This window comes from Mesorhizobium erdmanii USDA 3471 (assembly GCF_000472705.1).
GTDB classification, from domain to species: domain Bacteria; phylum Pseudomonadota; class Alphaproteobacteria; order Rhizobiales; family Rhizobiaceae; genus Mesorhizobium; species Mesorhizobium erdmanii.
The window spans coordinates 331,997-354,016 of record NZ_AXAE01000011.1; the positions used below are offsets into that span (position 1 = coordinate 331,997).

At 62.5% G+C, this 22,020-nt stretch carries 20 protein-coding genes and 1 tRNA gene; 6 read left to right on the forward strand and 15 right to left on the reverse strand.

All coding sequences use genetic code 11. The annotated features are described in order from the left end of the window. Positions 1-5: 5 nt before the first annotated feature. The 3 genes from A3AU_RS0106755 to A3AU_RS0106765 form a co-directional block, all read right to left on the reverse strand. Positions 6-2,087: an ABC transporter permease subunit gene (locus tag A3AU_RS0106755; protein WP_027052120.1), complete on the reverse strand. Its 2,082-nt coding sequence runs from the start codon at positions 2,085-2,087 to the stop codon at positions 6-8. Beyond that, positions 2,084-3,616, reverse strand: coding sequence for a sugar ABC transporter ATP-binding protein (locus A3AU_RS0106760; protein ID WP_027052121.1), 1,533 nt, complete (start codon positions 3,614-3,616; stop codon positions 2,084-2,086). Before A3AU_RS0106760 ends, A3AU_RS0106755 begins: the two co-directional genes overlap by 4 nt. A 101-nt stretch (positions 3,617-3,717) precedes the next feature. Beyond that, positions 3,718-4,845, reverse strand: coding sequence for a sugar ABC transporter substrate-binding protein (locus tag A3AU_RS0106765; RefSeq protein ID WP_027052122.1), 1,128 nt, complete (start codon positions 4,843-4,845; stop codon positions 3,718-3,720). A gap of 219 nt (positions 4,846-5,064) precedes the next feature. Between A3AU_RS0106765 and A3AU_RS0106770 the strand changes: the two genes are divergently transcribed. Then, positions 5,065-5,745 carry a GntR family transcriptional regulator gene (locus tag A3AU_RS0106770; protein WP_027052123.1) on the forward strand — a complete coding sequence of 227 codons (681 nt, stop codon included), beginning with the start codon at positions 5,065-5,067 and terminating at the stop codon, positions 5,743-5,745. 296 nt (positions 5,746-6,041) lie between these two features. Here A3AU_RS0106770 and A3AU_RS0106775 read toward each other — a convergent pair whose 3' ends face one another. Both A3AU_RS0106775 and tig read right to left on the reverse strand, forming a co-directional pair. Further along, positions 6,042-6,566, reverse strand: coding sequence for a hypothetical protein (locus tag A3AU_RS0106775; RefSeq protein WP_027052124.1), 525 nt, complete (start codon positions 6,564-6,566; stop codon positions 6,042-6,044). 161 nt (positions 6,567-6,727) lie between these two features. Then, complete coding sequence (tig, locus tag A3AU_RS0106780) at positions 6,728-8,206, reverse strand: trigger factor (protein WP_027052125.1); 1,479 nt, start codon at positions 8,204-8,206, stop codon at positions 6,728-6,730. A 359-nt stretch (positions 8,207-8,565) separates the two neighbouring features. Here tig and A3AU_RS0106785 point away from each other — a divergent pair. Continuing rightward, positions 8,566-8,648: transfer RNA gene (locus tag A3AU_RS0106785), tRNA-Leu, on the forward strand. A gap of 114 nt (positions 8,649-8,762) precedes the next feature. On the opposite strand, the gene A3AU_RS0106790 is transcribed toward A3AU_RS0106785, so the two are convergent. Together A3AU_RS0106790 and A3AU_RS0106795 are read right to left on the reverse strand one after the other, a co-directional pair. Beyond that, on the reverse strand, positions 8,763-9,347 hold the full coding sequence (locus tag A3AU_RS0106790; protein ID WP_027052126.1) for a GDYXXLXY domain-containing protein: 585 nt from the start codon (positions 9,345-9,347) through the stop codon (positions 8,763-8,765). Then, the gene (locus A3AU_RS0106795; protein WP_027052127.1) at positions 9,344-10,462 is read right to left on the reverse strand and encodes a DUF2157 domain-containing protein; all 1,119 of its coding nucleotides are present in this window, start codon (positions 10,460-10,462) and stop codon (positions 9,344-9,346) included. Before A3AU_RS0106795 ends, A3AU_RS0106790 begins: the two co-directional genes overlap by 4 nt. 234 nt (positions 10,463-10,696) lie before the next feature. Between A3AU_RS0106795 and A3AU_RS1000000137625 the strand changes: the two genes are divergently transcribed. From A3AU_RS1000000137625 to trmFO, 3 genes are all read left to right on the forward strand, one after another. Continuing rightward, positions 10,697-10,837, forward strand: a complete 141-nt coding sequence (locus A3AU_RS1000000137625; protein WP_013531315.1) for a DUF1127 domain-containing protein — start codon at positions 10,697-10,699, stop codon at positions 10,835-10,837. Between the two features lie 49 nt (positions 10,838-10,886). Continuing rightward, positions 10,887-11,027, forward strand: coding sequence for a DUF1127 domain-containing protein (locus tag A3AU_RS1000000137630; protein WP_013895120.1), 141 nt, complete (start codon positions 10,887-10,889; stop codon positions 11,025-11,027). Between the two features lie 566 nt (positions 11,028-11,593). Then, positions 11,594-13,003 (forward strand): methylenetetrahydrofolate--tRNA-(uracil(54)-C(5))-methyltransferase (FADH(2)-oxidizing) TrmFO, encoded by a 1,410-nt coding sequence (gene trmFO, locus A3AU_RS0106810; RefSeq protein ID WP_027052128.1) that lies wholly within the window; start codon positions 11,594-11,596, stop codon positions 13,001-13,003. Positions 13,004-13,069: 66 nt separating this feature from the next. Here the strand turns inward: trmFO and A3AU_RS0106815 are convergent, their stop codons facing one another. The 7 genes from A3AU_RS0106815 to yajC all read right to left on the reverse strand — a co-directional run bounded on the left by A3AU_RS0106815 (position 13,070) and on the right by yajC (position 19,911). Beyond that, positions 13,070-14,020 carry a sterol desaturase family protein gene (locus tag A3AU_RS0106815; RefSeq protein ID WP_027052129.1) on the reverse strand — a complete coding sequence of 317 codons (951 nt, stop codon included), beginning with the start codon at positions 14,018-14,020 and terminating at the stop codon, positions 13,070-13,072. Beyond that, on the reverse strand, positions 14,020-14,454 hold the full coding sequence (locus A3AU_RS0106820) for a hypothetical protein (protein ID WP_027052130.1): 435 nt from the start codon (positions 14,452-14,454) through the stop codon (positions 14,020-14,022). Before A3AU_RS0106820 ends, A3AU_RS0106815 begins: the two co-directional genes overlap by 1 nt. A 79-nt stretch (positions 14,455-14,533) precedes the next feature. Then, positions 14,534-15,385 carry a phytoene/squalene synthase family protein gene (locus tag A3AU_RS0106825; protein WP_027052131.1) on the reverse strand — a complete coding sequence of 284 codons (852 nt, stop codon included), beginning with the start codon at positions 15,383-15,385 and terminating at the stop codon, positions 14,534-14,536. Between the two features lies 1 nt (position 15,386). After that, entirely contained in the window at positions 15,387-15,782 is a 396-nt protein-coding gene (locus tag A3AU_RS0106830) for an Mth938-like domain-containing protein (protein WP_032916909.1), read from the reverse strand. 25 nt (positions 15,783-15,807) lie between these two features. Then, positions 15,808-18,357, reverse strand: a complete 2,550-nt coding sequence (gene secDF, locus A3AU_RS0106835) for a protein translocase subunit SecDF (protein ID WP_027052133.1) — start codon at positions 18,355-18,357, stop codon at positions 15,808-15,810. Between the two features lie 89 nt (positions 18,358-18,446). Next, positions 18,447-19,517 (reverse strand): SecDF P1 head subdomain-containing protein, encoded by a 1,071-nt coding sequence (locus A3AU_RS0106840; RefSeq protein ID WP_027052134.1) that lies wholly within the window; start codon positions 19,515-19,517, stop codon positions 18,447-18,449. A gap of 52 nt (positions 19,518-19,569) precedes the next feature. After that, positions 19,570-19,911, reverse strand: a complete 342-nt coding sequence (gene yajC, locus A3AU_RS0106845) for a preprotein translocase subunit YajC (protein WP_010909882.1) — start codon at positions 19,909-19,911, stop codon at positions 19,570-19,572. A 291-nt stretch (positions 19,912-20,202) separates the two neighbouring features. Between yajC and A3AU_RS0106850 the strand changes: the two genes are divergently transcribed. Beyond that, positions 20,203-21,093 carry an ATP-binding protein gene (locus tag A3AU_RS0106850; protein ID WP_027052135.1) on the forward strand — a complete coding sequence of 297 codons (891 nt, stop codon included), beginning with the start codon at positions 20,203-20,205 and terminating at the stop codon, positions 21,091-21,093. A 27-nt stretch (positions 21,094-21,120) separates the two neighbouring features. On the opposite strand, the gene A3AU_RS0106855 is transcribed toward A3AU_RS0106850, so the two are convergent. Then, a complete protein-coding gene (locus A3AU_RS0106855; protein WP_032916911.1) occupies positions 21,121-21,972 on the reverse strand; it encodes a helix-turn-helix domain-containing protein in 852 nt (283 codons plus the stop codon). Positions 21,973-22,020: the final 48 nt, after the last annotated feature.

Consider the following 22,020-nt stretch of genomic DNA (forward strand, 5'->3'; position numbering starts at 1 on the left):
CCTTTTCATTGTAGCCGCCGTTCGCGCAGCGCCATGACGGCGCCCAGAACGACCAGCCCGTAAAGAATTGCCCTTGTCGCGTAGGGCAGCGTGGTGCCGGCCAGCAGCATTTGTAGCGCCGTCAAAAGCAGCACGCCGCCGAGCATGCCGAGATAGTGGCCGCGCCCGCCGGTGATCAGCGCGCCGCCGACCACCACGACCGCGATCGACGGCAAAAGATAGTCGTCGCCCATGCCAAGGCTGGCCTGGCCGGAAAAGCCGGTCAGCATGATGCCGACAACAGCCGCACAGACAGCCGACAGCATATAGACCAGGATCAGCGTGCGCTCGACGCCGATGCCGGACAGGCGCGCCGCGCGTAGCCCGTTGCCGATGCCGTAGACCCGGCGTCCGAACGGCGTGCGTCCAAGCAGCAGCACCGCCGAGATGACGAAGACGATCATCAGCAGGACGATCGGTGTCACGACGCCGAGCCTGGCGGTCATGAACCAGCGCAGCATCGGCGAGGAAAACCCGGCCGGCGTTCCCTGCGAATAGACAAGCGCGAAGCCCTGCAGAATACCGTTGGTGGCGAGCGTCATGACGATCGGCGAGATGCCGAGATAGGCGATGCCGAAGCCGTTGGCGAAACCGATGGCGCAGGCCATCACCAGCACGACCGGCAAGGCGTAGAGGAGCGCCGCGTCGGAGCCATTGACCATGCCGGCCAGGATGATGCCGGAAATGCCGATCGTCCACGGCACGGAAAGATCGAGCCCACCGGTCAGGATGACCGTTCCCTGCCCCAGCGCCAGCACGACGAGGAAAGACGACAGCACCAGCAGCGAGTTCCAGTAACCCGGGTTGAGGATGGCGCGGCCGAGCCAGACCTGCGTGACGACCACGATGAGCAGCAGGCAGACATAGGCCGGCAGCGCATAGCGCAGCGTTTCCGCGTTGCGCAGATGGAAGGCAGGACGCGGCGATGCGGCTCTGTGTTGGCCATGCGATTGTTCGGCGATCTTGAGACGCCGGTCCACGCGCTCTAGCTGCGCGGGCAATATGCCGGCGCGCCAGGCGGTAAGCCGGGCCCGCGCGGCGCGCAGTTGCACGGCAAGCACCGATGCGTGCGAGATGGAGCCGGCAAGTGCCGCCAGCACCAGAATGGTGCCTTCGGCGATCGTCGCATAATAGGCCGACACATTGAGCACCAGCAGGATGTTCACCACCATCATCAGGATATAGGCGCCGAAGACGGTGCCCACCGGACCACCCTGCCCGCCGCCAAGGCGCGTTCCGCCGACGACGACCGCCGCGAACATCGACAAAAGCAGGGGATTGCCGACCAGCGGGTCGGCGCTTCCGGTCTGCGCGCTGATGAACACGCCGGCAAGGCCGTAGCAGCCGCCGGCGATCACGTAGACGGCAAAGCGCACCAGCACCACATTGATGCCAACGGCGGCGGCCGAATCCGGATCGCTGCCGACGGCATAGAGCGCCGTTCCGAAACGGGTTCCCTTCAGCCAGAACCAGGCGAGCAGGACCACTCCGATCACCACCAGCGGCATTGGCAGCCAGCCGGTGATCGCATCGCCGAGGTAGAAAGTGCCGAGATCGGGCGAGACGAAACCGCCGGGCTTGTCCATCACCAGCAGTGTCACGCCTTGCAGGATGAACATGGTGGAGAGCGTCACCACGATCGGCTGCATGCGCAGCACCGCGATAAAGAAACCGTTGAAGGCGCCGACCGCCATGCCGACGCCGATGCCGACGGCCGTCCACAAAACGATGCTTGCGCCTGGCGCCATCGGGTCCATGCTCGATGCCAGCACGACATTGACCAGCGAGATCACCGCGCCGGCGGACAGATCGAAGCCGCCCGACAGGATGACGATGGTCTGGCCGATCGCCGCCAGCGCCGAGGTCGCACCGCCGCTCGACAGGAACGATACATCGAAATAGGTCAGCGGCCCGGCGCTGATCCAGTCGACGATGAAAAGCAGGATCGCAAGCACGGCAGCTGCAATCAGCGCGCCGCGATTGCGCATCAGCGCGCGGCGCAGGCCGAAGCCGGCGGAAACAGGTGTGAGGCCCGCTGCGCTGTTCATGCGGCGACTTCTCCGGCATGGCCGAGCGCCGGCCGCATGATGGCGGGCTCGGTGATGGCGTCGCCTTCTAGCTCGGCCGCGATGCGCCCGTCATAGAGAACCAAGACCCGGTCGCATTGGTGGACCAGTTCGGGAATTTCGGTCGAGTGCAGCAGGATAGAGCCGCCGGCGGCGACGTAGTTTCGCATCATCACATAGAGCTCATGCTTGGTACCGACATCGATGCCGCGCGTGGGATCGAACAGAAGCAGGATGCGGCTCTGCGCGACCAGCCATTTGGCGATGGCGATCTTCTGCTGGTTGCCGCCGGAAAATGCGCCGGCTCGCGTCCACAGCGCGCGGCGGTCGACCTCGACAGTAGCGAACGCCTCCTCGACGGAGCGGGTCTCGGCCGCGGCGTCGACAAGGCCGAAGCGAGTGAAGCGCGACACCACGGGCAGCGTGGCGTTCTGGCTGCCCGACAATTTCAGGAACAGTCCTTCGGATTTGCGATCCTCCGGCACCAGCCCGATCGCTATGTTGGGCCGCATCGCATCTGTGGGCGAGCCGAGCCAGACCTTGCGGCCGTCGACGAGGACGTCGCCGCGGCTGATTTCGGCCATGCCGAAGCAGGCCAGGAACAGATCCTGCTGGCCCATGCCCTGCAGTCCGGCAATGCCGAGGATCTCGCCTTGGCGCAGGTCGAAGCTCGCGCCGTCGAGCTTGCGCCCGACCTTGAGGTCGCGCACGCCCAGCACCGGCGGCCCGAAGGCCTGGGCGCTGTCGGGCTTGGGCGGGAACGTCTGCTCGATGCTGCGGCCGATGATCTTTTCGATGACGTCGGCATCCGAGATATCGCCAACCGGTGCGGTGACGATGTGTCGGCCATTTCGCAGGATGGTCAGCGTGTCACAAAAGGCGCGTACCTCGCGCATGCGATGAGTGATGAAGACGATGGTCGTGCCAGTCGCTTTCAGCTTGGCGATGATGTCACCCAGCCAGTCGACGTCGCGGCCGGCAAGCGTCGAGGTCGGCTCGTCGAGCAAAAGGATGCGCGGCTTGCGGTAGACGGCGCGCGCGATCTCGATCTTCTGGCGCACCGAAAGTTCGAGTTCGCCGACCTCGGCATCGAGATCGACAAAAAAGCCGAGCTCGTCGATATGCCGGCGGACAGCCTTGCGCGCGGCCGTGCGGCGGATCAGGCCGGAGACGCCGACTGGGGCATAGGGCAGCAGCATGTTGTCGAGGACGGAGAGATCGCGCACCAGGGTCATCTCCTGGAACGCCGTCTGCACGCCGAGCGCATGAGCCGCGCGCGGCGCGCCATAAGCGATCTCCTTGCCGAAGACGCGGACATGGCCTTCGCTCGGCCGCACCAGCCCGGACAGCAATTTCACCAGCGTCGACTTGCCGGCGCCGTTTTCGCCCAGCAATGCATGAACGCTGCCGGCCGCGATCTTGAACGACACGCCGTCCAGCGCGACGGTCGGGCCGAACGCCTTGCCGATGCCGTCGATCTCGATGGCGGGGAGCGCGGAATGGTCTGTCATATCCTCGATCACAGGCTGAGCACTTTTGGACACCACGCATGAGGCGGATCGACGATGCACGGAAAAGGGCTCCGTGCATCGTCATGATTGCCTTGGGAGGCTCAGTTCTCCGGCTGGCCAACGAGGGCGGCGTTGAGGCCCACCTCGGGTGTCTGGTCCGAAAAGATCGACCCGAACCAGCCGGGGTTGGAGACCAGCGACGGCTTGAAGGCGTTGCAGCCGGCCTTCATCTCCGCCCAGGTGCCTTCATCGCACAGCTTGACAGTCTCGTTGGTGACGACCGGCAGCGGCAGGATCGTGGTCTTCGGCACGTCCTTGCCTTCGATCGCCTCGACCGCGAGCTTCAGCGCCAGCGCACCGGAATAAGGCGGCGAGGCGTAGGAAATACGTTGGGCGCCCGCAGGTGCATAGGGCGGTGCGGCGCCTTCGACCTTGGTTCCCTCCGGCAGCATCTGGATACGACCGCCATTGGAGCCTTCGCCGGCGCAAGGCAGGAGTTCGCTGGCCTTCTTGCCGGCCTCGAGCTGCATCGAATTGGCGGTGAAGCAGCCGACCTGCATCCACAGCCCGTTTATATCGCCCCAGCTGCGCGTGGCGAGGATCTTGGAGAGTTCGGTGCGGGCGACCGCCTGGCTCCACATGCCGACGGCCTCGCCGACAATCTTGATATCGGGATATTTGGCGAAAACTTCCTTGGCGGCCTTTGTGCGCTGATCGTCGACGGATGTGCCGGGAACACCGGTAATGGCGATGATGTTGCCCTTACCGTTCAGCTTCTTGACCAGCCATTCGGCGGTCACCCTGCCCGCCTCCAGCTGATCGATATGGACATTGTAGGCGCAAGGCTCGGTGATTTCGGCGTCGTAGGCGAAGACCTTCACCCCCTTGTCGCAGGCATTCTTCACCACCTGGTTGAGCGCGGTCGGCGAGATCGGATAGACGACGATCGCTTCGGCACCACTTTGCACCATGGCATTGATCTGCTGGATCTGGCGTTGGGCGTTGGGCCCGGCGACCTGGACCTGCAGGTCGACCTTGTCGGCAAGGCTCTTATGCGCGGCCATGGCCTTGACCATGTTTGCCGCCTCGGCCTGCCAGTCATTACCGATATAGCTCATGCTGAGAAAGATCTTGTGCTTTCCGGCTGCCTCGGCGGCCGAGATACCAAAAGCGCAAGCGGCCATGCCGGCCAGCAGCGCGAGCCGCCGGACTTTCGATCCGATACCCATGTGAATTCCTCCCGATACGAACGACCGAATGCCTCCCAAGGGCACGAGACGTGGCCCTTGCCATTCGATATCGATGACCGTATCAGCATTTGATCAAAGATCAATGATAAAATACTTGACGACAAAGCGACAGGCGCCGACGCTTGACGCGACAGCCGGAACCCTGCATTCCGGATACGGATTGACGCGCATGCCTTTGCGCGGAAAGGTTGACGGGAAATGGCCGGAGCGGCGTTCAGGAAGCCTGGTGTCGAGATCGTGCCCCTGTCCAGGGAGACCTTGCAGGACAGGGTCTATCGCCATGTCACCGAGTTGATCCTCGACGGCAGCATCGTGCCTGGCGAGATGGTGACGGTGCAAAGCCTGGCCGACGCCTTCGGGGTCAGTCCGATGCCGGTCAGGGAGGCGTTGCGACGGCTGACCGCGGCCAACGCCTTGATGGTCGTTTCAGGCCGCTCGATCGGGATTCCCGCACTCAGCCGCGCGCGCCTCGTCGATCTGAGGAACGTCCGCTTCGAGATCGAAGCGATCGCCGCCGCCTGGGCGGCCGAGCGCATCGACGATCATGGCATCGCGCAGCTCGGCCAGCATCTGGCCGCTCTCGAACAGGCCAATGCGGCAGGGGACGTAAAATCCTATCTGCGCGCCAACTACGCCTTTCACTTCTCCATCTACCGGGCGGCGGGCTCGGAAAACATCCTGAACATCATCGAGAACCTGTGGCTGCAGATCAGCCCCTATTTCAACATGCTGCATGATTCCGGAAACTATTCGACCGCCAACGAGCATCACCAGGAGATGTTCGCGGCACTGCGCAACCGCGACACCGAAGCCGTCCGCCAAGCGGTTCGCGCCGATATCGACGCCGCCTTCGACGTCCTGGTCGGCCTGCTGAAATAGGCTGCGAAGCCGGCGACAATTGGCTGGCGCCTCCGGTCACATTCTCCTCGAGCACGGTTCGGCATTCCCGCTCGACGATCATTGCGGCATGGACGAGATCCGAGCTCTGTTTCTGACCATGTAGAGGCTGAAGGTCGCCATCTATGGCTTTACCAGCCGGGCTTCGCCATCGCCCTTGGCTTCACCAAATACCTCACGGATTGGATCGTCCGCGGTGAAGAAGCCGCAAGCGCTCGAAGTCATTTCGGGAAAACGGTTCCCGGGATCATTCTTCAACCGAGCGCAACGAACTCCGATCAGGGCGGGTCCGTCCGGCAAGTCCCGGCGATCTTATCCACCGCCTCATCGAGCCCGGCAAGGTCGAAATCGGCCCGGCCGCGGCCTGATAACAACCCGAACCGCCAGGAAAGCGACAGCCGGCTTGCGGGAACAAGGCGCTTGATGCCGTCGGCGCCGTCGCGCATCAGCATTCGGCCGCGCGACCCGACCGACCAGCTCTCGTCGAACTTGCCGGCGCCATCGACAGTGACCGACATGGTGATCTTGCGGCTGGCCGAAACCCCATCATTCAATTGCAGCCATTCGGTCCAGCGGGGTTCGCCGTCTGCCCGGCAGGCAATGGTCAGCACCGGGCTGTAGCCCAAGGCGCCGCCACCCGTGATCAGTTTGTTGGTGCCATGCAGCGAAGCCGTGACGAGACCATCGTCGTCCGTGCCGAAGCGCCACTCGCCGGCAAGCGCGTCGGCTTGGGCGAGATCACAGGCGGAGGCCAGAACCAGCGCCAGGGCGACGGCACGCCCCGTTTCGAAGAATAGGCTCAACGCCCCCTCCAGGAACCACACGGTTTGCAGCTGCGCAAATAGTGATCAACGCCACGTATCGCCAAGTGCCGTTTTCCGCAAAGCGAATCGGCTGTTGCAGTTTCGCAACGAAAAAGGCCGCCTCATGGGCGGCCTTCGTCGATTCCATCAGAAGCGAGAACTTATTCGGCGTCCTTGGCGGCCTTTTTCTTCGGCGCGGCCTTTTTCTTCGGCTCTTCCGCCTCGTCCTCGCCCGCCTTGGCTTCAGCCTTCTTGGCCGCGGCCTTCTTCGCCGGCTTCGCCTTGGTCGTGGTTTCCGCTTCCTCGTCGTCGGCCATCAGCTCTTCCTTGCTGACCTTGACGTCGGTGACCGAGATCTGGCCGAGCAGATGGTCTACCACCTTCTCCTCGAACATCGGTGCGCGCAGCGCGTTCAGCGCCTCGGGGTTGTTGCGGTAAAACTCGAAAGCTTCCTGTTGCTGGTTGGCCGGGAAGCGGCGAACCTGCTCGAACAGGCCGCGCTGCAGTTCTTCGTCCGACACGGTGACACCGGCTTTCTCGCCGATCTCGGCCAGCACCAGGCCGAGACGCACGCGACGCTCGGCAAGGCGCAGATATTCAGCGCGGGCTTCTTCCTCTGTCGTCTCTTCGTCGGCGAAGGTGCGGCCGGCCGCTTCCAGGTCACGATTGACCTGCGCCCAGATGTTGTTGAACTCGGCTTCAATGAGCTTCGATGGCGCCTCGAACGAATAGGCCGCATCGAGCTGGTCGAGCAGCTGGCGCTTGACCTTCTGGCGCGTCATCGAGCCGAACTGGTTCTCGATCTGGCCGCGCACGATCTCACGCAGCCGCTCCAGCGATTCCAGGCCGAGGTTCTTGGCGGTCTCGTCGTTGATCTCCAGTTCGCCGGGCTTCGACACTTCCTTGACGGTGACGTCGAAGGTGGCTTCCTTGCCGGCCAGATGGGCCGCTTGGTAGTTTTCCGGGAAAGTCACGGTGACCTGCTTTTCGTCGCCGGCCTTGGCGCCGATGAGCTGATCCTCGAAGCCCGGAATGAACTCCTTGGAGCCCAGCACCAGCGGCTGGTCGGTGCCGGCGCCGCCGGCAAAGGCCTCGCCGTCGATCTTGCCGACATAGTCGATGCTGACGCGGTCGCCTTCGGCGGCCTTGCCCGTCTTCGGCTCGTAGCTGCGCGCGGATTCGGCGACGCGCTTCACCTGATCGTCGATCTCGGCATCCGGCACGTCGAACACCTGACGCGTCACCTTGATGTCGGAGAAGTCCTTGATCTCGATCGCCGGAATGATCTCGTAGTTGAGACGGAACTCGAAGTCGGTGCCGCCGGCCAGGATCTTCTCCGCTTCCTTCTCGTCCTCGGTCATGATGACTTCGGGCTGCATGGCGGCTTTTTCGCCGCGACCGGTAATGATCGAACGGGTCGAATCGTTGAGGATCTCGTTGACGACTTCGGCCATGAACGACTTGCCGTAGACCTTGCGCAGGTGCTGCACCGGAACCTTGCCCGGCCGGAAGCCGTTGATGCGGACCTTGTCGCGGGCGTCCGACAGCCGCGCTATCAGCTTGGCTTCCATGTCACCCGCCGGCACGGTGATCTTGATCTCGCGCTTGAGACCGGAGTTGAGCGTTTCGGTGACCTGCATCGTAAAACCTTTGTTTTCACCAATGAGACTGCCACGGCCTCTGCCGTTTACAGCCTGCCGGTATAATCTTGCCGGGAATGGCTTTTGGTACGGAACCTGGCGATTTGACCGAAATTACGGCTCAAACTCTCCCAAACTGCGTTCCAAAATGTGAATAAGTTCTTGTTTTTCCTACTTCTTATCACATTCTGCAGAAGCGGATCGTCGCGTCCCGTCACATTTGACACGCCTTTTGTCACAGGCGAGGCCAATTTTCAACAGTCTTCGCGTTCAGGCGAATAACCAACATTCCGGCTCCGATCCGACATCTTGTCCGTGACATTGACAGAATGATGGCTACATGGGATTGGCCGGGTAACGCGGGTATGGCGGAACTGGTAGACGCACCAGATTTAGGTTCTGGCGAGAGATCGTGGGGGTTCGAGTCCCTCTACCCGCACCACCCTTCGCTCTGACGAGCTTCGGGTGGCAGGCCACCTGAGGCTCGTCAGAGCGAAGGGTGTCCTCCGAAGCCTCGGCGAAGGAGGGCTGGCGCCAGCCAAACTCCCCCCAATTCCTAATACAGCGGCTCCTCGAACAGCGTCTTGTCGCCGTCGACCAGCGCCTTGATCTGAGCGGTGCCGTCGCTGGCGAGCGCCAGCCTTATCCCGAACGGACGCACCCGCATGTCGTTCTGGATCGTCATACCCTCGCCTTCCGGTAGATAGAAGCGCTCGATGCCGTAGTCCGGCGCGATCGTCATGCCCTCGCTGCGCAGATCCCAACCCGCGGCGACATGGCCCAAAATATCCGCCTCATCCGCGGCGGCGGGCGTCGGCGCCTTGCCGAACCATACGGTGACCGGCGTCCAGTAACCGTCGGCGCCCTTCTTCAGGCGGACGACGATCGCGGTGTCGTCACTGGAGAACGTGCCAGCGGGAATATTGGCGATCATTTTCACCGGTATGCGCGAGATGTCGTAGCCAAGAGTGATATAGTCGCCGCGCAGCAGGTCGCGCGGATCGACGGGTTCGATCTTCAGCAGCACTTCCTTGCCGTTGCGCAGGATCGCCGCCCGGCCGGCGATGATCCAGCTCAGGAAGCCGATCTGGACGAGCGCCAGCACCAGCGCCGAGATCACAAGCCTCTTTCCCGTCATCATGCCGTGGCTCCCTCTGAAGCTGGACCCTTCATGCGTTTCTCGACGCGGATGATGATGATCGCCAGGATGCCGAGCAGCACGGCGGCGGCAAGGAAGAAGCCGGCCGTGTCGAGCATCGATTGCAAGGTCACGACATAGATCATGGCGAGTTCGAAGGCGAAGCCGAGATAAGCCAGCCAGCGCAGGCCACGGCTCTCCCGCCCAGCCAGCACGATTGCGGCAACAATGCCAGCCAGGGCGACGACCGATGCAATGGCGAAACCGCTGTTGTAGGTGCTTTCATCGGCCAATTCGAACTGGATGATGGCGAGGCCGGTGAGAAAGCCGAGCAGTGCGTGCAGCGGCAGGCGGCCATCGAGTTGCACGATCCTATCGACCGGTTCCGGCGCGAAGGCGACGGCAGCGAAGAGCATGGCGGAGACAATCACCAGCGGGATCGCCACCGGCAGCGTCCCATGATTCCCGGCCAACAGCACGAGATAGAAGAGCAGCGAGAGGATGATCAGATGCCGCGCCGGCTGGCTGCGGGTCCAGAACGAGACTCCAAACAGCACGATCGCCATGACGACGAAGGCATGCGGAAACGCGCTGCGGCTGTAATAATCGAACCCTTTGAGGAACAGCCAGGCGTCGGCGATGCCGACCGCCGCGACGGTCAGCGGATTCGACCGCAGCGCGACTGCGGCCAATGCCGTGCCGGCGCCCCAGGTGATCAAGGCGGAAGCCTCGTCGCCCGACAAATGATACATCTGGCCGATCAGCGCGATCGAACCGCCGAAGGCAGCTGCCGCGACGATCCACAGGGCTTCGCCGATCGCCGAATGGTCGCGCGTCTTCAACACCGCGCCGCCGACATAGCCGCCAAGGATGATGGCAAAGAGCGCGGCCACCCGCGCCAGCCGCGGGATCGCTTCCCAGTTGGCGGCGACGAAGATCAGGATGGCCGCGCCGAACAGCAGGGCCGCCATCATCGCCAGGATCGAACCGAAGCTGAGTGATTTGCGCGCGTTGGCCTCGACGTCACGCGTCAGGGTATCGGCCGTGGAGGCGTCGATCAGCCCTGCCTGCAGCCACCGCGCGATATCGGACCTGACCCGTGTCGAGTAGCCTGCCATGCCTTGCCTCCCCCGCTAGGTCGTTTTTTCAGCCGAACCAGCCAAACCGTTGACGTCACGGCACTTTCCGATTCTGGCTCTTTGTGTCAGGTCCGTGAAGGCGCGTTAATGTTGCATTGCACAATTTGCATTGCTGCCATGCAGCCATAGCGCTTTTAAATCGATATGAGCCCGCCTATTTATGGATCGTACACAAACGGAATTATCCGCAAGAAAGACGAAACGAGAACTACCATGAACCTGATCCGCAACTACCGCAACTGGCGCCGCTACCGGGACACCGTCTCCGAGCTGAGCCGCCTGAGCAACCGTGAACTGACCGACCTCGGCATCAGCCGCAGCGACATTCCTTACGTCGCTCGCAAGGCGGTCTAATCCTTCGGACCGCGAATGGTCCGAACAAGTTTCTGAAAAGAGAACGACAATGAACCTGATCCGCAACTATCGTAACTGGCGCGTATATCGCGAGACGGTTACCGAGCTGGGTCGCCTTTCGAACCGCCAGCTGCATGATCTCGGTATCGTCCGCGACGAAATCAAGATCGTCGCCCGCCGGGCTATCTAACGACGGAATTTCGCTGAGGTCGACCTCCTCCCCGATCTTAGCGAACGGTCAGCCCTTATCCTCCTCCCGAGGGTTGACCACCAAAACGGCGCTCGCCGCACCTCCTCCCGCGGCGGGCACTGTTCTCCCGGGCGAAACTTCGTCCAAAAGGGTTTTGCCCCTTTTAAAAATGGCAAAAGAGATTTCGTCAAAGCCGACCTCCTCCCCGGCGATGACGAATAGGCCCGACCTTCACCTCCTCCCGAGGGTCAGCCAACCAAACGGCGCCCGCCGCACCTCCTCCCGCGGCGGGCGTTGTTTCCCCGGAGCGAATTTCGTTCCGAAAGGGTTTTGCCCCTTTCAAAAGATAGCAAAAGAGATTTCGTCAAAGCCGACCTCCTCCCCGGCGATGACGAATACGGTCGATCTTCACCTCCTCCCGAGGGTCGACCCCCAAAACGACACCCGCCGGACCTCCTCCCCCGGCGGGTGTTGTTGTTTTCCGGGCAGGCTTTCCCGATCAGGCGTTTCCCGTCGTCGGCGCGCGACAATTGCAATCGCCGCGCCAAGGGATTATTCCGGCGCTCATGAGCAAAAATCCAATCCACATCATCGGCGGCGGTCTCGCCGGTTCCGAAGCCGCATGGCAGGCGGCACAAGCCGGCATTCCCGTTGTGCTGCATGAAATGCGCCCGGTTCGCGGCACCGATGCGCACAAGACCGATGGCCTGGCCGAACTCGTCTGTTCCAATTCCTTCCGCTCCGACGACGCGGAAAACAACGCGGTCGGCCTGCTGCATGCCGAAATGCGGTTGGCCGGCTCGCTGATCATGAGCGCCGGCGACGCCAACCAGGTGCCGGCCGGCGGCGCGCTAGCCGTCGACCGCGACGGCTTCTCAGACGCCGTGACGAAAAAGCTCGAGGCCCACCCGCTGATCACCATCCAGCGCGAGGAAGTGCCGGGCCTGCCGCCAGCGGAGTGGGACCAGGCGATCATCGCCACCGGTCCGTTGACCGCGCCAGGGCTCGCCCAGTCGATCGCGGAAGCAACCGGCGCCGATGCGCTCGCCTTCTTCGATGCCATCGCACCGATCATCCATTTCGACACGATCGACATGGACACCTGCTGGTTCCAGTCGCGCTACGACAAGGTCGGGCCTGGCGGCACCGGCAAGGACTACATCAACTGTCCGATGGACAAGGAGCAGTACCTTGCCTTCGTGCAGGCGCTGGTCGACGGCCAGAAGACCGAATTCAAGCAATGGGAAGGCACGCCCTATTTCGACGGCTGCCTGCCGATCGAGATCATGGCCGAGCGCGGCGTCGAGACGCTGCGCTACGGGCCGATGAAGCCGATGGGCCTGACCAATGCGCACAATCCGACGGTCAAGGCCTATGCGGTCGTCCAGTTGCGGCAAGACAATGCGCTGGGCACGCTCTACAACATGGTCGGCTTCCAGACCAAGCTCAGGCATGCCGAGCAGGTCCGTGTCTTCCGCACCATTCCGGGCCTCGAAAACGCCGACTTCGCTCGGCTCGGCGGCCTGCACCGCAACACCTACATCAATTCGCCGACCTTGCTCGACGCGTCGCTGCAGTTGAAATCACGCCCCGGCCTGCGCTTCGCCGGGCAGATCACCGGCTGCGAAGGCTATGTCGAGAGCGCCGCCATCGGCCTGCTCGCCGGCCGCTTCGCCGCAGCCGAGCGGCTCGGCCATGCGCCATCGCTGCCGCCGCTGACCACGGCCTTTGGTGCCTTGCTCAACCACATCACCGGCGGCCACATTGTCTCCGACGATGAGCCGGGCAAACGCTCCTTCCAGCCGATGAATGTCAATTTCGGCCTGTTCCCACCTGTGGAAGCGGTGAAGATCGATGGCAAGCGCCTGCGTGGCAAGGACAAGACCGTTGCCAAAAGGCACGCAATCACCTCGCGCGCGCAGGCCGATTGCCGGCAATGGCTGGGGCTGCCGGCACAAGCCGAGGCGGCAGAATAGTCGATGGCAAAACGCTCCAGGCTGTCCCAGCTGATGCGCTACGATTCAGCAGGCGGATCGTGTTAGCTACTCCGCTGGCTCGACACCAGCCATCGGCAGCCCCGGCTTGCCCGCCTCACCCGGGTTGCGCCTGACATAGGCGGCCTTCAAACTCTCCGAAGTGTCACGCGAGCCGTCATGGCTCCAGCCGGGTGGCTTGATCAGGTAGTTGACGCGATCGCCTACCGAAAGGCCCGGCGAAAACGCATCCCTGAACATGCCGATCCATTCGTGGAACGCCACCTTCAGCGGGTTGAAGGTGCCGAGATTCTTGACGATGCCGTACCGCGGCCGGTCCTCTTCCAACTCCTCGACAAAAGTGCCGAACATGCGGTCCCAGATGATCAGGGTGCCGGCATAGTTGGCGTCGAGATAGCGCGGGTTGGTGGCGTGGTGGACACGGTGGTGCGAGGGCGTGTTGAAGACGAATTCGAACCAGCCCCACATCTTGCCGATGGTCTCGGTGTGGATCCAGAACTGCCAGACCAGGTTGAAACCGAACGTGAAGGCAATCACCGCCGGGTGAAAACCGAGCAGCACCAGCGGCGCCTGCAGCACGAACATGAAGGTGAACAGGCCGGTCCAGCTTTGCCTGAGCGCCGTCGACAAATTGTAGTGCTGGCTGGAGTGATGGTTGACGTGCTCGGCCCACACCCAGCGCACCCGGTGCGCGATGCGGTGATAGACGTAGTAGCGCAGATCATCGAGCAGGAAGGCGGCTAGAAAGACCCAGACCGACAGGCCGAGATTGAAGACACGGAACTGCCACAGCCACAGCAGCGCCCAGTAGGAGACGACGCCAAGCAGCAGTCCGGCCACGACATTGCCCGTGCCCATCATCAAGCTGGTCAGCGTGTCGCGCGTCTCGAACGAACCTTTCGCGCGGCCGCTGCGCACAAGCCAGAGCTCGATCAGGATGGCGGCGACGAAGAACGGAATGGCCAGCTGGGTGACCTGCGGAAAATCATAGCTGTCCATCACGCAGCCTCCGCGGTGGAATTTGAATGGTGCGGCCCAAGAGCAGTCAGCAAGGCCTGGGCATCGCCGACATTGGCGAAGCGGAAGCGGCCGCCTTTCCAGGTGAAGTCCGTCAGCCGCATAAAAATTGTGTTCGCCTCGCCGGAATTGGACACCGAAACGTCGGCGGTCGTCACGATCCTCGTCAAAAAGCAGTCGCCGATGCTGTGAACGATGCCGATGCGCCCTCGCCCGAGCTCCAGAAATGCTGTCCTGGCATCCGCGGTCAGGCGGATTTCTCGCGCCATCTCATCCGGAAAATCCTCGGCGAAACGACGCACTGCCTGATCCGGATCGGCCAGCGTGGCTGTCTTGCTGCCGCCGGTGAAATGCACCGCCGCAACCGACAGCGCAATGCCAAGGACGACGATCGCGACCAGTACGGGCAGGCTCATGGATTTCCTCCGGACCGGCCTGTCGTCTTTTGCGACAGTTCCCGGCTCGGCCGAATTCTTAACACGATTGACGTTTACGTCAAAGTGCCGGCCAGCCCTTGCTCGCGCGCCGCAACAGCAGCCAGTGCCGGCGCAAGGCCGACAGCCTCGCGACGCCGTCGAGCGGCGAATGGCGCGCGCCTTCCATCTTGTCGAGATAGGCGCGCGACAGTACCAGCGGAAGGAATGCCGGGCGCAACGACACCGGCAGCGCCGCGGCGCCCCGCTCGAAGGCGGAAAGATGTTCGCGCGCCAGCGCGATCATCGCCGCAACGGCGCGCTGCGCCCCGGGGCCGCCATCGCCAACGACAAACGCTTCCGGCGACGATCCCGCCGCCGCCAGTATGTCGGCCGGGATAAAGCACTGCCCGCGCTTGCGGTGCAGCGGCAACAGGAGCAAGAGGCCGGTCATCGCCTGCGCACAGCCCGCCCTGCCCGCAAGTTCGGCAAACTTTGGCGCCTCGACGGGATCGAGCACCATCGCCGCAAGCTGGATGAGTGCGGCTGCCGTCTCGCCGCAATAGCCTTCGAGGTCGGTGCGCGACGGCATCGGATCGTCGTAGAGATCGAAGATGCGCGCTTCGAGCATGTTGTCGAAGGCCAGCCGGGGCAGGCGATGGGCGGAAATTGTCGCCTTCAGCGCATCGGCGACGGGGTGGCCAACGCCTGCGCTATCATTGTCTGTGGCGATGAGGTCACGCCACCACTGTAACCGCACTTCACCCGGCAATGCCTCATGGATGCGATCACGGATGCCGGCAATTTCGGCGTTGAAGGCATAAAGCGAAAACAGCGCGTCGCGCTTGTCGGCCGGCGCATAGAGCGCAGTGAGGTACCGATCATGGTCGGCGGCGCGCACCGCGTCCATGACGATTTTGGCATTCTGCGACATATCAATCGACGGCGATGAGCGCGGCGGCGACCGCGCGGTCTTCCGCCAGAAGCACATTGTAGGTGCGCACCGCGGCTCCGGTCGACATCGGGTCGGAGGCAATGCCTGCGGCCTTCAACGCAGTCCGAAGCGCCGCTGGCAGCGGTCTGAGTTCCCTGCCCATGCCGACCAGCAGGATCTCGACCTTGTCGGCCTCGGCCAGCAGTTTGTCGAAATCCGCGACCGTCAGCGCCAGCGGATTTGCCGGCTCCCAGCCATGGATGCCCGATGGCAGGCAGAGCAGCGAGCCGCGATGCGACATGTCGGCAAAGCGGAACCCGCCATTGCCATAGGCCTCGATCGGCGCGCGACCAGGGAAATGCGCCTCGCGGATGACGATGCCTTTTCCGGTCACCACTTTGCCACCCCTTCGGGGCCGCGCGTCAGGTCGCGACCGCCTTGCCGCCGCCGACCGGCTTCTCCTCGTCGGCCGAAGCCTGCGGCCGCAACTTGAACAGGATCAGCAGCGGGGCGGCGATGAAGATCGACGAATAGGTGCCGAACACGACGCCGAACAGCATCGCCAGCGTAAAGGAGCGGATCACCTCGCCGCCGAACAGCACCAGGGCCAGCAGTGCCAAGCTGGTCGTCACCGAGGTCAACGTCGTTCGCGACAGCGTTTCGTTGATGGCGTTGTTCAACAGCTGCGGCAGCGGCATTCGCTTGTATTTTCGCAGATCCTCGCGAACGCGGTCATAGACCACGATCGTATCGTTCAGCGAATAGCCGATGATGGTCAGGATCGCCGCCAGCGATGACTGGTTGAACTCGAGCCCGGAGATGACGAAGAACCCGAGCGTCATGACCACGTCGTGCACCGTCGCGACGATGGCGCCGACCGCGAACTGCCATTCGAAGCGGAACCAGACGTAGACCAGGATGCCGACCAGCGCGACGATCATTGCGATGGTGCCTTGCTTGGCCAGTTCGCCGGAAACCGTCGGTCCCACCACTTCGACGCGGCGGAAATCATACTGGTCCTGCAGCTCGCCGCGGACCTTGTCGATGACGGTCTGCTCGGCATTTTCGCCGCCATCCTGCGTGCCGACGCGGATCAGCACGTCGTTCGGCGCGCCGAACTGCTGCACCTGCACTTCGCCGATGTTGAGTTCCGACAACCTGCCGCGGATGTCGGCAAGATTGGCATCACCGCTCTTGGACTGAACCTCGATCAGCGAACCGCCCTTGAAATCGATGCCGTAATTGATGCCGACACTCATGAACGCTACCACGGACAGTATCGACAATGCGCTCGACAGCGCGAACGTCCATCGACGGATGCCCATGAACGGAATTTTCGTGCCGGGCGGTACGAAGGTTATCGGTGCGCGTGGCAACTCCTTCGGGCGAGCACGGCGCAGCCAGATCGACACCAGCAGGCGGGTGAAGGTGAAAGCGGTGAAGACCGTGGTCAGGATGCCGATGGCATAGGTGATGGCGAAGCCCTTAACCGGTCCGGTGCCGAGATAGAACAGCACCACGGTGGCGATCAGCGAAGTGACGTTGGAATCGACGATTGTCGCCAGCGCCTTCGAGAAACCTGTATCGATCGCCTGGATCACGGAGCGCCCGGCGCGTCGCTCCTCTCGAATACGCTCATAGATCAGCACGTTGGAATCGACCGCCATGCCGATGGTCAGCACGATACCGGCGATACCAGGCAAGGTCAGCGTCGCGCCAAGCAGCGACAACAGGCCGACGATCATCGCCACGTGCACCGCCAGCGCGATGTTGGCGAGGAAACCAAGGAAGCCGTAGGCGACGAACATGAAGGCGACGACGAGGATCGAACCGATGATGCCGGCGACCTTGCCGGCATGGATCGAATCCTGGCCGAGGCCCGGGCCCACGGTGCGCTCTTCGATGACCGTCAATGTCGCCGGCAGCGCGCCGGCGCGCAGAAGCACGGCGAGATCGTTGGCGCTCTGGGCAGTGAAATTGCCTGAGATCTGGCCGGTGCCGCCGAGGATCGGTTCACGAATCTGCGGCGCCGAGATCACCTGGTTGTCGAGGATGATGGCGAACAGCTTGCCGACATTCTGAGCGGTGGCCTGGCCGAAGCGGGCGGCTCCCTTCGAATCGAAGCGGAATGAAACCACCGGCTCGTTGTTCTGCGAATTGTATGTCGCTTGCGCATCGACCAGGTTTTCGCCCGAAACGATGACGCGGTTTTCGATCAGGTACGGGACCGGCGGATCGTCCTGGGAATAGAGCACCGTTGAGCCTGCCGGCGGGCGCCCCTTGAGCGCGTCTTGCACCGGCATCGACTGGTCGACCATCTGGAAGGTCAGCTTCGCGGTCTGGCCGAGGATTTCCTTCAGCCGCTGCGGGTCCTGCAGGCCTGGCACCTGGACAAGGATGCGGTCGTCGCCCTGCCGCTGCACGATGGGCTCGGTGGTACCGAGTTCGTTGACGCGGCGCTCGACCACTTCGATCGACTGCGCCAATGCGGTCGACGTGCGGTATTTGATGCCGGCATCGGTGACGGTGAACTTGAGCAAACCCGGTTCGGAATCATCCAGCGCCATTTCCTGGATGGAGCCGCCGGTGAACAGGCCGGCGGCGACCGGATCGGTCAAGGTCTTCAACGCCTTCTTCGCGGAGTCGAGTTGGGCTGGATCAGTGATGCGAACCTGCAAGGTCCGCCCCGTGCCACCAAGTCCGGTGTAGCCGATCTTGGCGTCGCGCAGCAGCGTGCGGATTTCGTCGCGCGTCGTCTCCAGCCGATCCTTGATCAGATCGTTCTGGTTCATCTCGAGCAGGATGTGCGAGCCGCCCTGCAGGTCGAGGCCGAGTGTCATCTGCCGCTTCGGCACCCAGCTGGGCAGCTGGGCCAATGTGCTCGCGGGAATGAGATTGGGCGCGGCGAGGACCACTGTGGCGGCCACGGCCAGCCAGATCAGGATCATCTTGAAGCGCGAAAAGTAAAGCATCAGTTCTTATCCGTTCAGGCGTACAAGCGGCAGTGTTCCGCCATCGGTTTGGTTCGCGGGCACGTTTCTCATTCTGACCACGGCCGGCCCTATCTTGCTTCTTCGGCGATTGTCAATCTCGCTGGCAATGGACCGGTTCGTAGCAGCAAGGCAATGTTTTTCGCTTCTTGAACCGTGAAATTACCTGAAATCTGACCGAAGCCACTGTCGATGCGCTCACGAATGACAGGCGCCGAAATCACGGAGTCATCCAAGATCACGGCAAACGGCTTGCCCACATTCTGCGCTGTAATCTGCCTGAACCAGGCCGTACCTTTGGAATCAAGCCGGAATACGACAACCCGTTCATCGCCTTGCGCATTGTAGCTGGCCTTGGCGTCGAGCACATTTTTGTCGGAGAGGACGACCCGTTTCTCTATCAGATAAGGAATCGGCGGATCATCCTGCGTATACAGCACCAGCGAGCCAACCGGCGGGCGGCCGTTGATAGCATCCATCACTGGCATAGAAAGATCGATCAGTTGGAAGCTCAGGCGGCCAGGCCGGGTCAGGATATTTCCTAAAATTTGCCGATCCGGAACGCCTGCCGTCTGAATAAGTATGCCGTCCTGGTCCGTCGTCTGAACCACCGGACCGGCGACGCCCAATTCCTGGAGACGATTCTTGATAACCTCGATGCACTGCGCGATCGCAATCGAAGTTTGATGCTTCAAACCCTCATCGCTCAGCAAGAATTTGAGCAACCCGGGCTCACTGCCATCCAGGGTCATCTCCCGAACACTGCCATCCGCGGCGGGGGCAGTTATGGGTGAAAGTGCCGTCTTGGCGGCATCGATCTGCGCCGGATCGGTAATCCGCACTTGCACGGCCTTGCCCGATACAGCAAGGCCATTGAAGCCAATCTTGGCACCCATCAGCAGTGTTCGGATATCGCCGCGCGTGGCCCTCAGCCGACGGTCGATCATATCCGCCATATCCAGACGCAGCAGGATATGCGGACCATCCTGCTGGTTGAGTTGAACGACTGTCGGACCACCGACAGGCTGTGCGGGTCGCACGACTTGGGGACTGGCGGCGAAGAGGCTTGATGCGTCGAACACAATTGCCGTGGCTACGGCAAGCCACGTCAGCATCATCTTCAGGCGCCAGAAGTGGGACATATGCCGTCGCTCGTCAGAGCCTCGTCCGCGGATCGCTCCGCCTTGAATTGGGTTATTTCTTGGCGTTCTGGTTCGCCACCGGTTCGCCCTTGACGCGCACATCGGCGATCGTCGAGCGTAGCGCCGTCACCTTGGTGCCACCGCCGAGGTCGATCTCGAGTTCGTTGTCGTCGATCACCTTCGTCACCTTGCCGACGAAACCGCCACCGGTGACGACCGTGTCGCCGCGACGAACCGCCGCCAGCATCTCGCCGCGCTTCTTCAGCTGCGTGCGCTGCGGGCGGATGATCAGAAAATACATGATTACGAAAATCAGGACAAACGGCAAAATGCTGATGAACATATCGGGAGAGGCGCCGCCGATGCCTTGAGCGTATGCCGGTGTCACGAACATCGAGGTACTCCTGAATTTTGAAAAACGGCCGCCAAACGGTTAAACGGGGATTTGTCGGCCCTGCGAAATTTGGCCGGAATATAGTCGGTAAAGTTGTCAATGCAACTGCGTGGCCGGGCAAATCGGCTGCTTTCCCGGCCTGTTTGGCCGTGTTAGAGCATGATCGCGAAAAGCGCGAGCCGGTTATCGGAAAAGATCACGCTCGAACAAAAGGTTGGAACCGGTTTCGAACCCGACGGATTCGAATGGGTCCCACCTGCCCGCGCCAAGAAACGAACCAAAAGACCTGAAATGACGGACAACAGCATCGATGCCCTCAACAAGAAACTCGACCGCCTGATCGAGGCGGTCAGCCGCCTCGCCCCACCGCCGGTGCCACAAACGGACCTCGGCGAAGCCGACTGTTTTGTCTGGCAGGCCGATCCCGGCTATCTGGAGCCGGTGCGCAAGGTCAACCGCGTCGATATCGGCCTGATCCGCGGCGTCGACCGTGTCCGCGACATCCTGGTCGACAATACCGAGCGCTTCGCCGCCGGCCATCCGGCCAACAACGTTTTGTTGTGGGGCGCGCGCGGCATGGGCAAATCGTCGCTGGTCAAGGCCGTGCATGCCGAGATCAACGCCAAGGCCAAATCGCAAAAGGCCAAATCAGAGCTGCCGCTCAAGCTGATCGAAATCCACCGCGAGGACATCGACACGCTGCCGAAGCTGATGGCTCTGCTGAAGGCCGCCCCCTTCCGCTTCATCCTGTTTTGCGACGATCTGTCCTTCGATCATGACGACACCTCCTACAAATCGCTGAAGGCGGCGCTCGAAGGCGGTGTCGAGGGCCGCCCGGCCAATGTCATCTTCTACGCCACCTCGAACCGGCGGCACCTCCTACCGCGTGACATGATCGAGAATGAGCGCTCGACCGCCATCAACCCATCCGAAGCGGTCGAGGAGAAAGTCTCGCTGTCCGATCGTTTCGGGCTGTGGCTCGGCTTCCACAAATGCTCGCAGGACGAATATCTCGACATGGTCAACGGCTATGCCGGCCATCATGGCCTCGACATCGACCCCGAGCAGTTGCGCGCCGAAGCGCTGGAATGGGCGACGACGCGCGGCAGCCGTTCGGGCCGAGTCGCCTGGCAGTTCACCCAGGACCTGGCCGGCCGGCTTGGCAAGCCGCTCAAGGATTGAAGCGCCGCTGAACCGAATTCCGGGATGTCATTCGGGCGGCCGCGCCCGTCGCAAGTCACGCGGTGTCTGGCCGATCTCGCGGCGCATCCAGTGTGCCAGATGTGACTGGTGCGCGAAGCCCGTCAATTCCGCCACCTCGCCTATGCTGAGACCGTCCTGCTGCAGCAGAACGCGCGCGCGTTCCACACGGCGGCGCAACACATAGCGATGCAGGGTAACGCCCGTCGCCACCTTGAACCATGTCCGCAGATGCGAGCTGCTGGCGCCGGCAACCCGGCTTAGTCTGTCGATTGAAAGCGGCTCGTGAAGAGCCGCCTCGATATGCTCCAGCACGCGCTTGAGCTGTGTATCCGATAAGCGGCCCGTTCGATCCTGGCTTGTTGGATCCCGGCTTGTTCGATCGATGTCTGGGACATCGAGGCCGAGCAGCCTCACCGCGAGCGCGGCGCCAACGCTGTCGGCAAACAAGGCGTCACTCGGCGCGCCTGCGGTGAGATCGCTCTGGAGTGCCCGGGCAAGATGTTCGATGCGCTCGTCGCGAAGCAAATGGCGTGTATCGAGCCGCACTGTTGGCGCGTTGCCGCCAAGTTCCGCCGCTACCCTTTCCAGCAAGGCCGGCTGCAAGACAATCTCGATCGTCGCGAATGGAGTCTCGGCCTCGAACCCGCCCTCCTCGCCCGCCGGCACCAGGTCGATATCACCGGCGCGCCTGACGAAATAGCGCCCGACCTGATTGCAGTAAGAGCGGGTCGCCGCACTTGCGTGCACCATGATGCGATGGTGTGGCGCCCGTGACAGACGATGGACGCCCGCCGCAACGTGCAGCGAAGCCATTGTTACGTCGGACGGAGATCGGGGCGGAGCGAACTGCGGACGCATGCTCTCTCGATTCATGGCGAAACCTGTCCAAGATTTGGCAATTCCCGC

Excerpts from the sequence above, each read along its gene's own strand:
- A3AU_RS0106755 (WP_027052120.1), bottom strand. The coding sequence starts at position 2,087 with ATGAACAGCGCAGCGGGCCTCACACCTGTTTCCGCCGGCTTCGGCCTG.
- A3AU_RS0106760 (WP_027052121.1), bottom strand. The coding sequence starts at position 3,616 with ATGACAGACCATTCCGCGCTCCCCGCCATCGAGATCGACGGCATCGGC.
- A3AU_RS0106765 (WP_027052122.1), bottom strand. The coding sequence starts at position 4,845 with ATGGGTATCGGATCGAAAGTCCGGCGGCTCGCGCTGCTGGCCGGCATG.
- A3AU_RS0106770 (WP_027052123.1), top strand. The coding sequence starts at position 5,065 with ATGGCCGGAGCGGCGTTCAGGAAGCCTGGTGTCGAGATCGTGCCCCTG.
- tig (WP_027052125.1), bottom strand. The coding sequence starts at position 8,206 with ATGCAGGTCACCGAAACGCTCAACTCCGGTCTCAAGCGCGAGATCAAG.
- A3AU_RS0106790 (WP_027052126.1), bottom strand. The coding sequence starts at position 9,347 with ATGATGACGGGAAAGAGGCTTGTGATCTCGGCGCTGGTGCTGGCGCTC.
- A3AU_RS0106795 (WP_027052127.1), bottom strand. The coding sequence starts at position 10,462 with ATGGCAGGCTACTCGACACGGGTCAGGTCCGATATCGCGCGGTGGCTG.
- A3AU_RS1000000137625 (WP_013531315.1), top strand. The coding sequence starts at position 10,697 with ATGAACCTGATCCGCAACTACCGCAACTGGCGCCGCTACCGGGACACC.
- A3AU_RS1000000137630 (WP_013895120.1), top strand. The coding sequence starts at position 10,887 with ATGAACCTGATCCGCAACTATCGTAACTGGCGCGTATATCGCGAGACG.
- trmFO (WP_027052128.1), top strand. The coding sequence starts at position 11,594 with ATGAGCAAAAATCCAATCCACATCATCGGCGGCGGTCTCGCCGGTTCC.
- A3AU_RS0106815 (WP_027052129.1), bottom strand. The coding sequence starts at position 14,020 with ATGGACAGCTATGATTTTCCGCAGGTCACCCAGCTGGCCATTCCGTTC.
- A3AU_RS0106820 (WP_027052130.1), bottom strand. The coding sequence starts at position 14,454 with ATGAGCCTGCCCGTACTGGTCGCGATCGTCGTCCTTGGCATTGCGCTG.
- A3AU_RS0106825 (WP_027052131.1), bottom strand. The coding sequence starts at position 15,385 with ATGTCGCAGAATGCCAAAATCGTCATGGACGCGGTGCGCGCCGCCGAC.
- secDF (WP_027052133.1), bottom strand. The coding sequence starts at position 18,357 with ATGCTTTACTTTTCGCGCTTCAAGATGATCCTGATCTGGCTGGCCGTG.
- A3AU_RS0106840 (WP_027052134.1), bottom strand. The coding sequence starts at position 19,517 with ATGTCCCACTTCTGGCGCCTGAAGATGATGCTGACGTGGCTTGCCGTA.
- yajC (WP_010909882.1), bottom strand. The coding sequence starts at position 19,911 with ATGTTCGTGACACCGGCATACGCTCAAGGCATCGGCGGCGCCTCTCCC.
- A3AU_RS0106850 (WP_027052135.1), top strand. The coding sequence starts at position 20,203 with ATGACGGACAACAGCATCGATGCCCTCAACAAGAAACTCGACCGCCTG.
- A3AU_RS0106855 (WP_032916911.1), bottom strand. The coding sequence starts at position 21,972 with ATGCGTCCGCAGTTCGCTCCGCCCCGATCTCCGTCCGACGTAACAATG.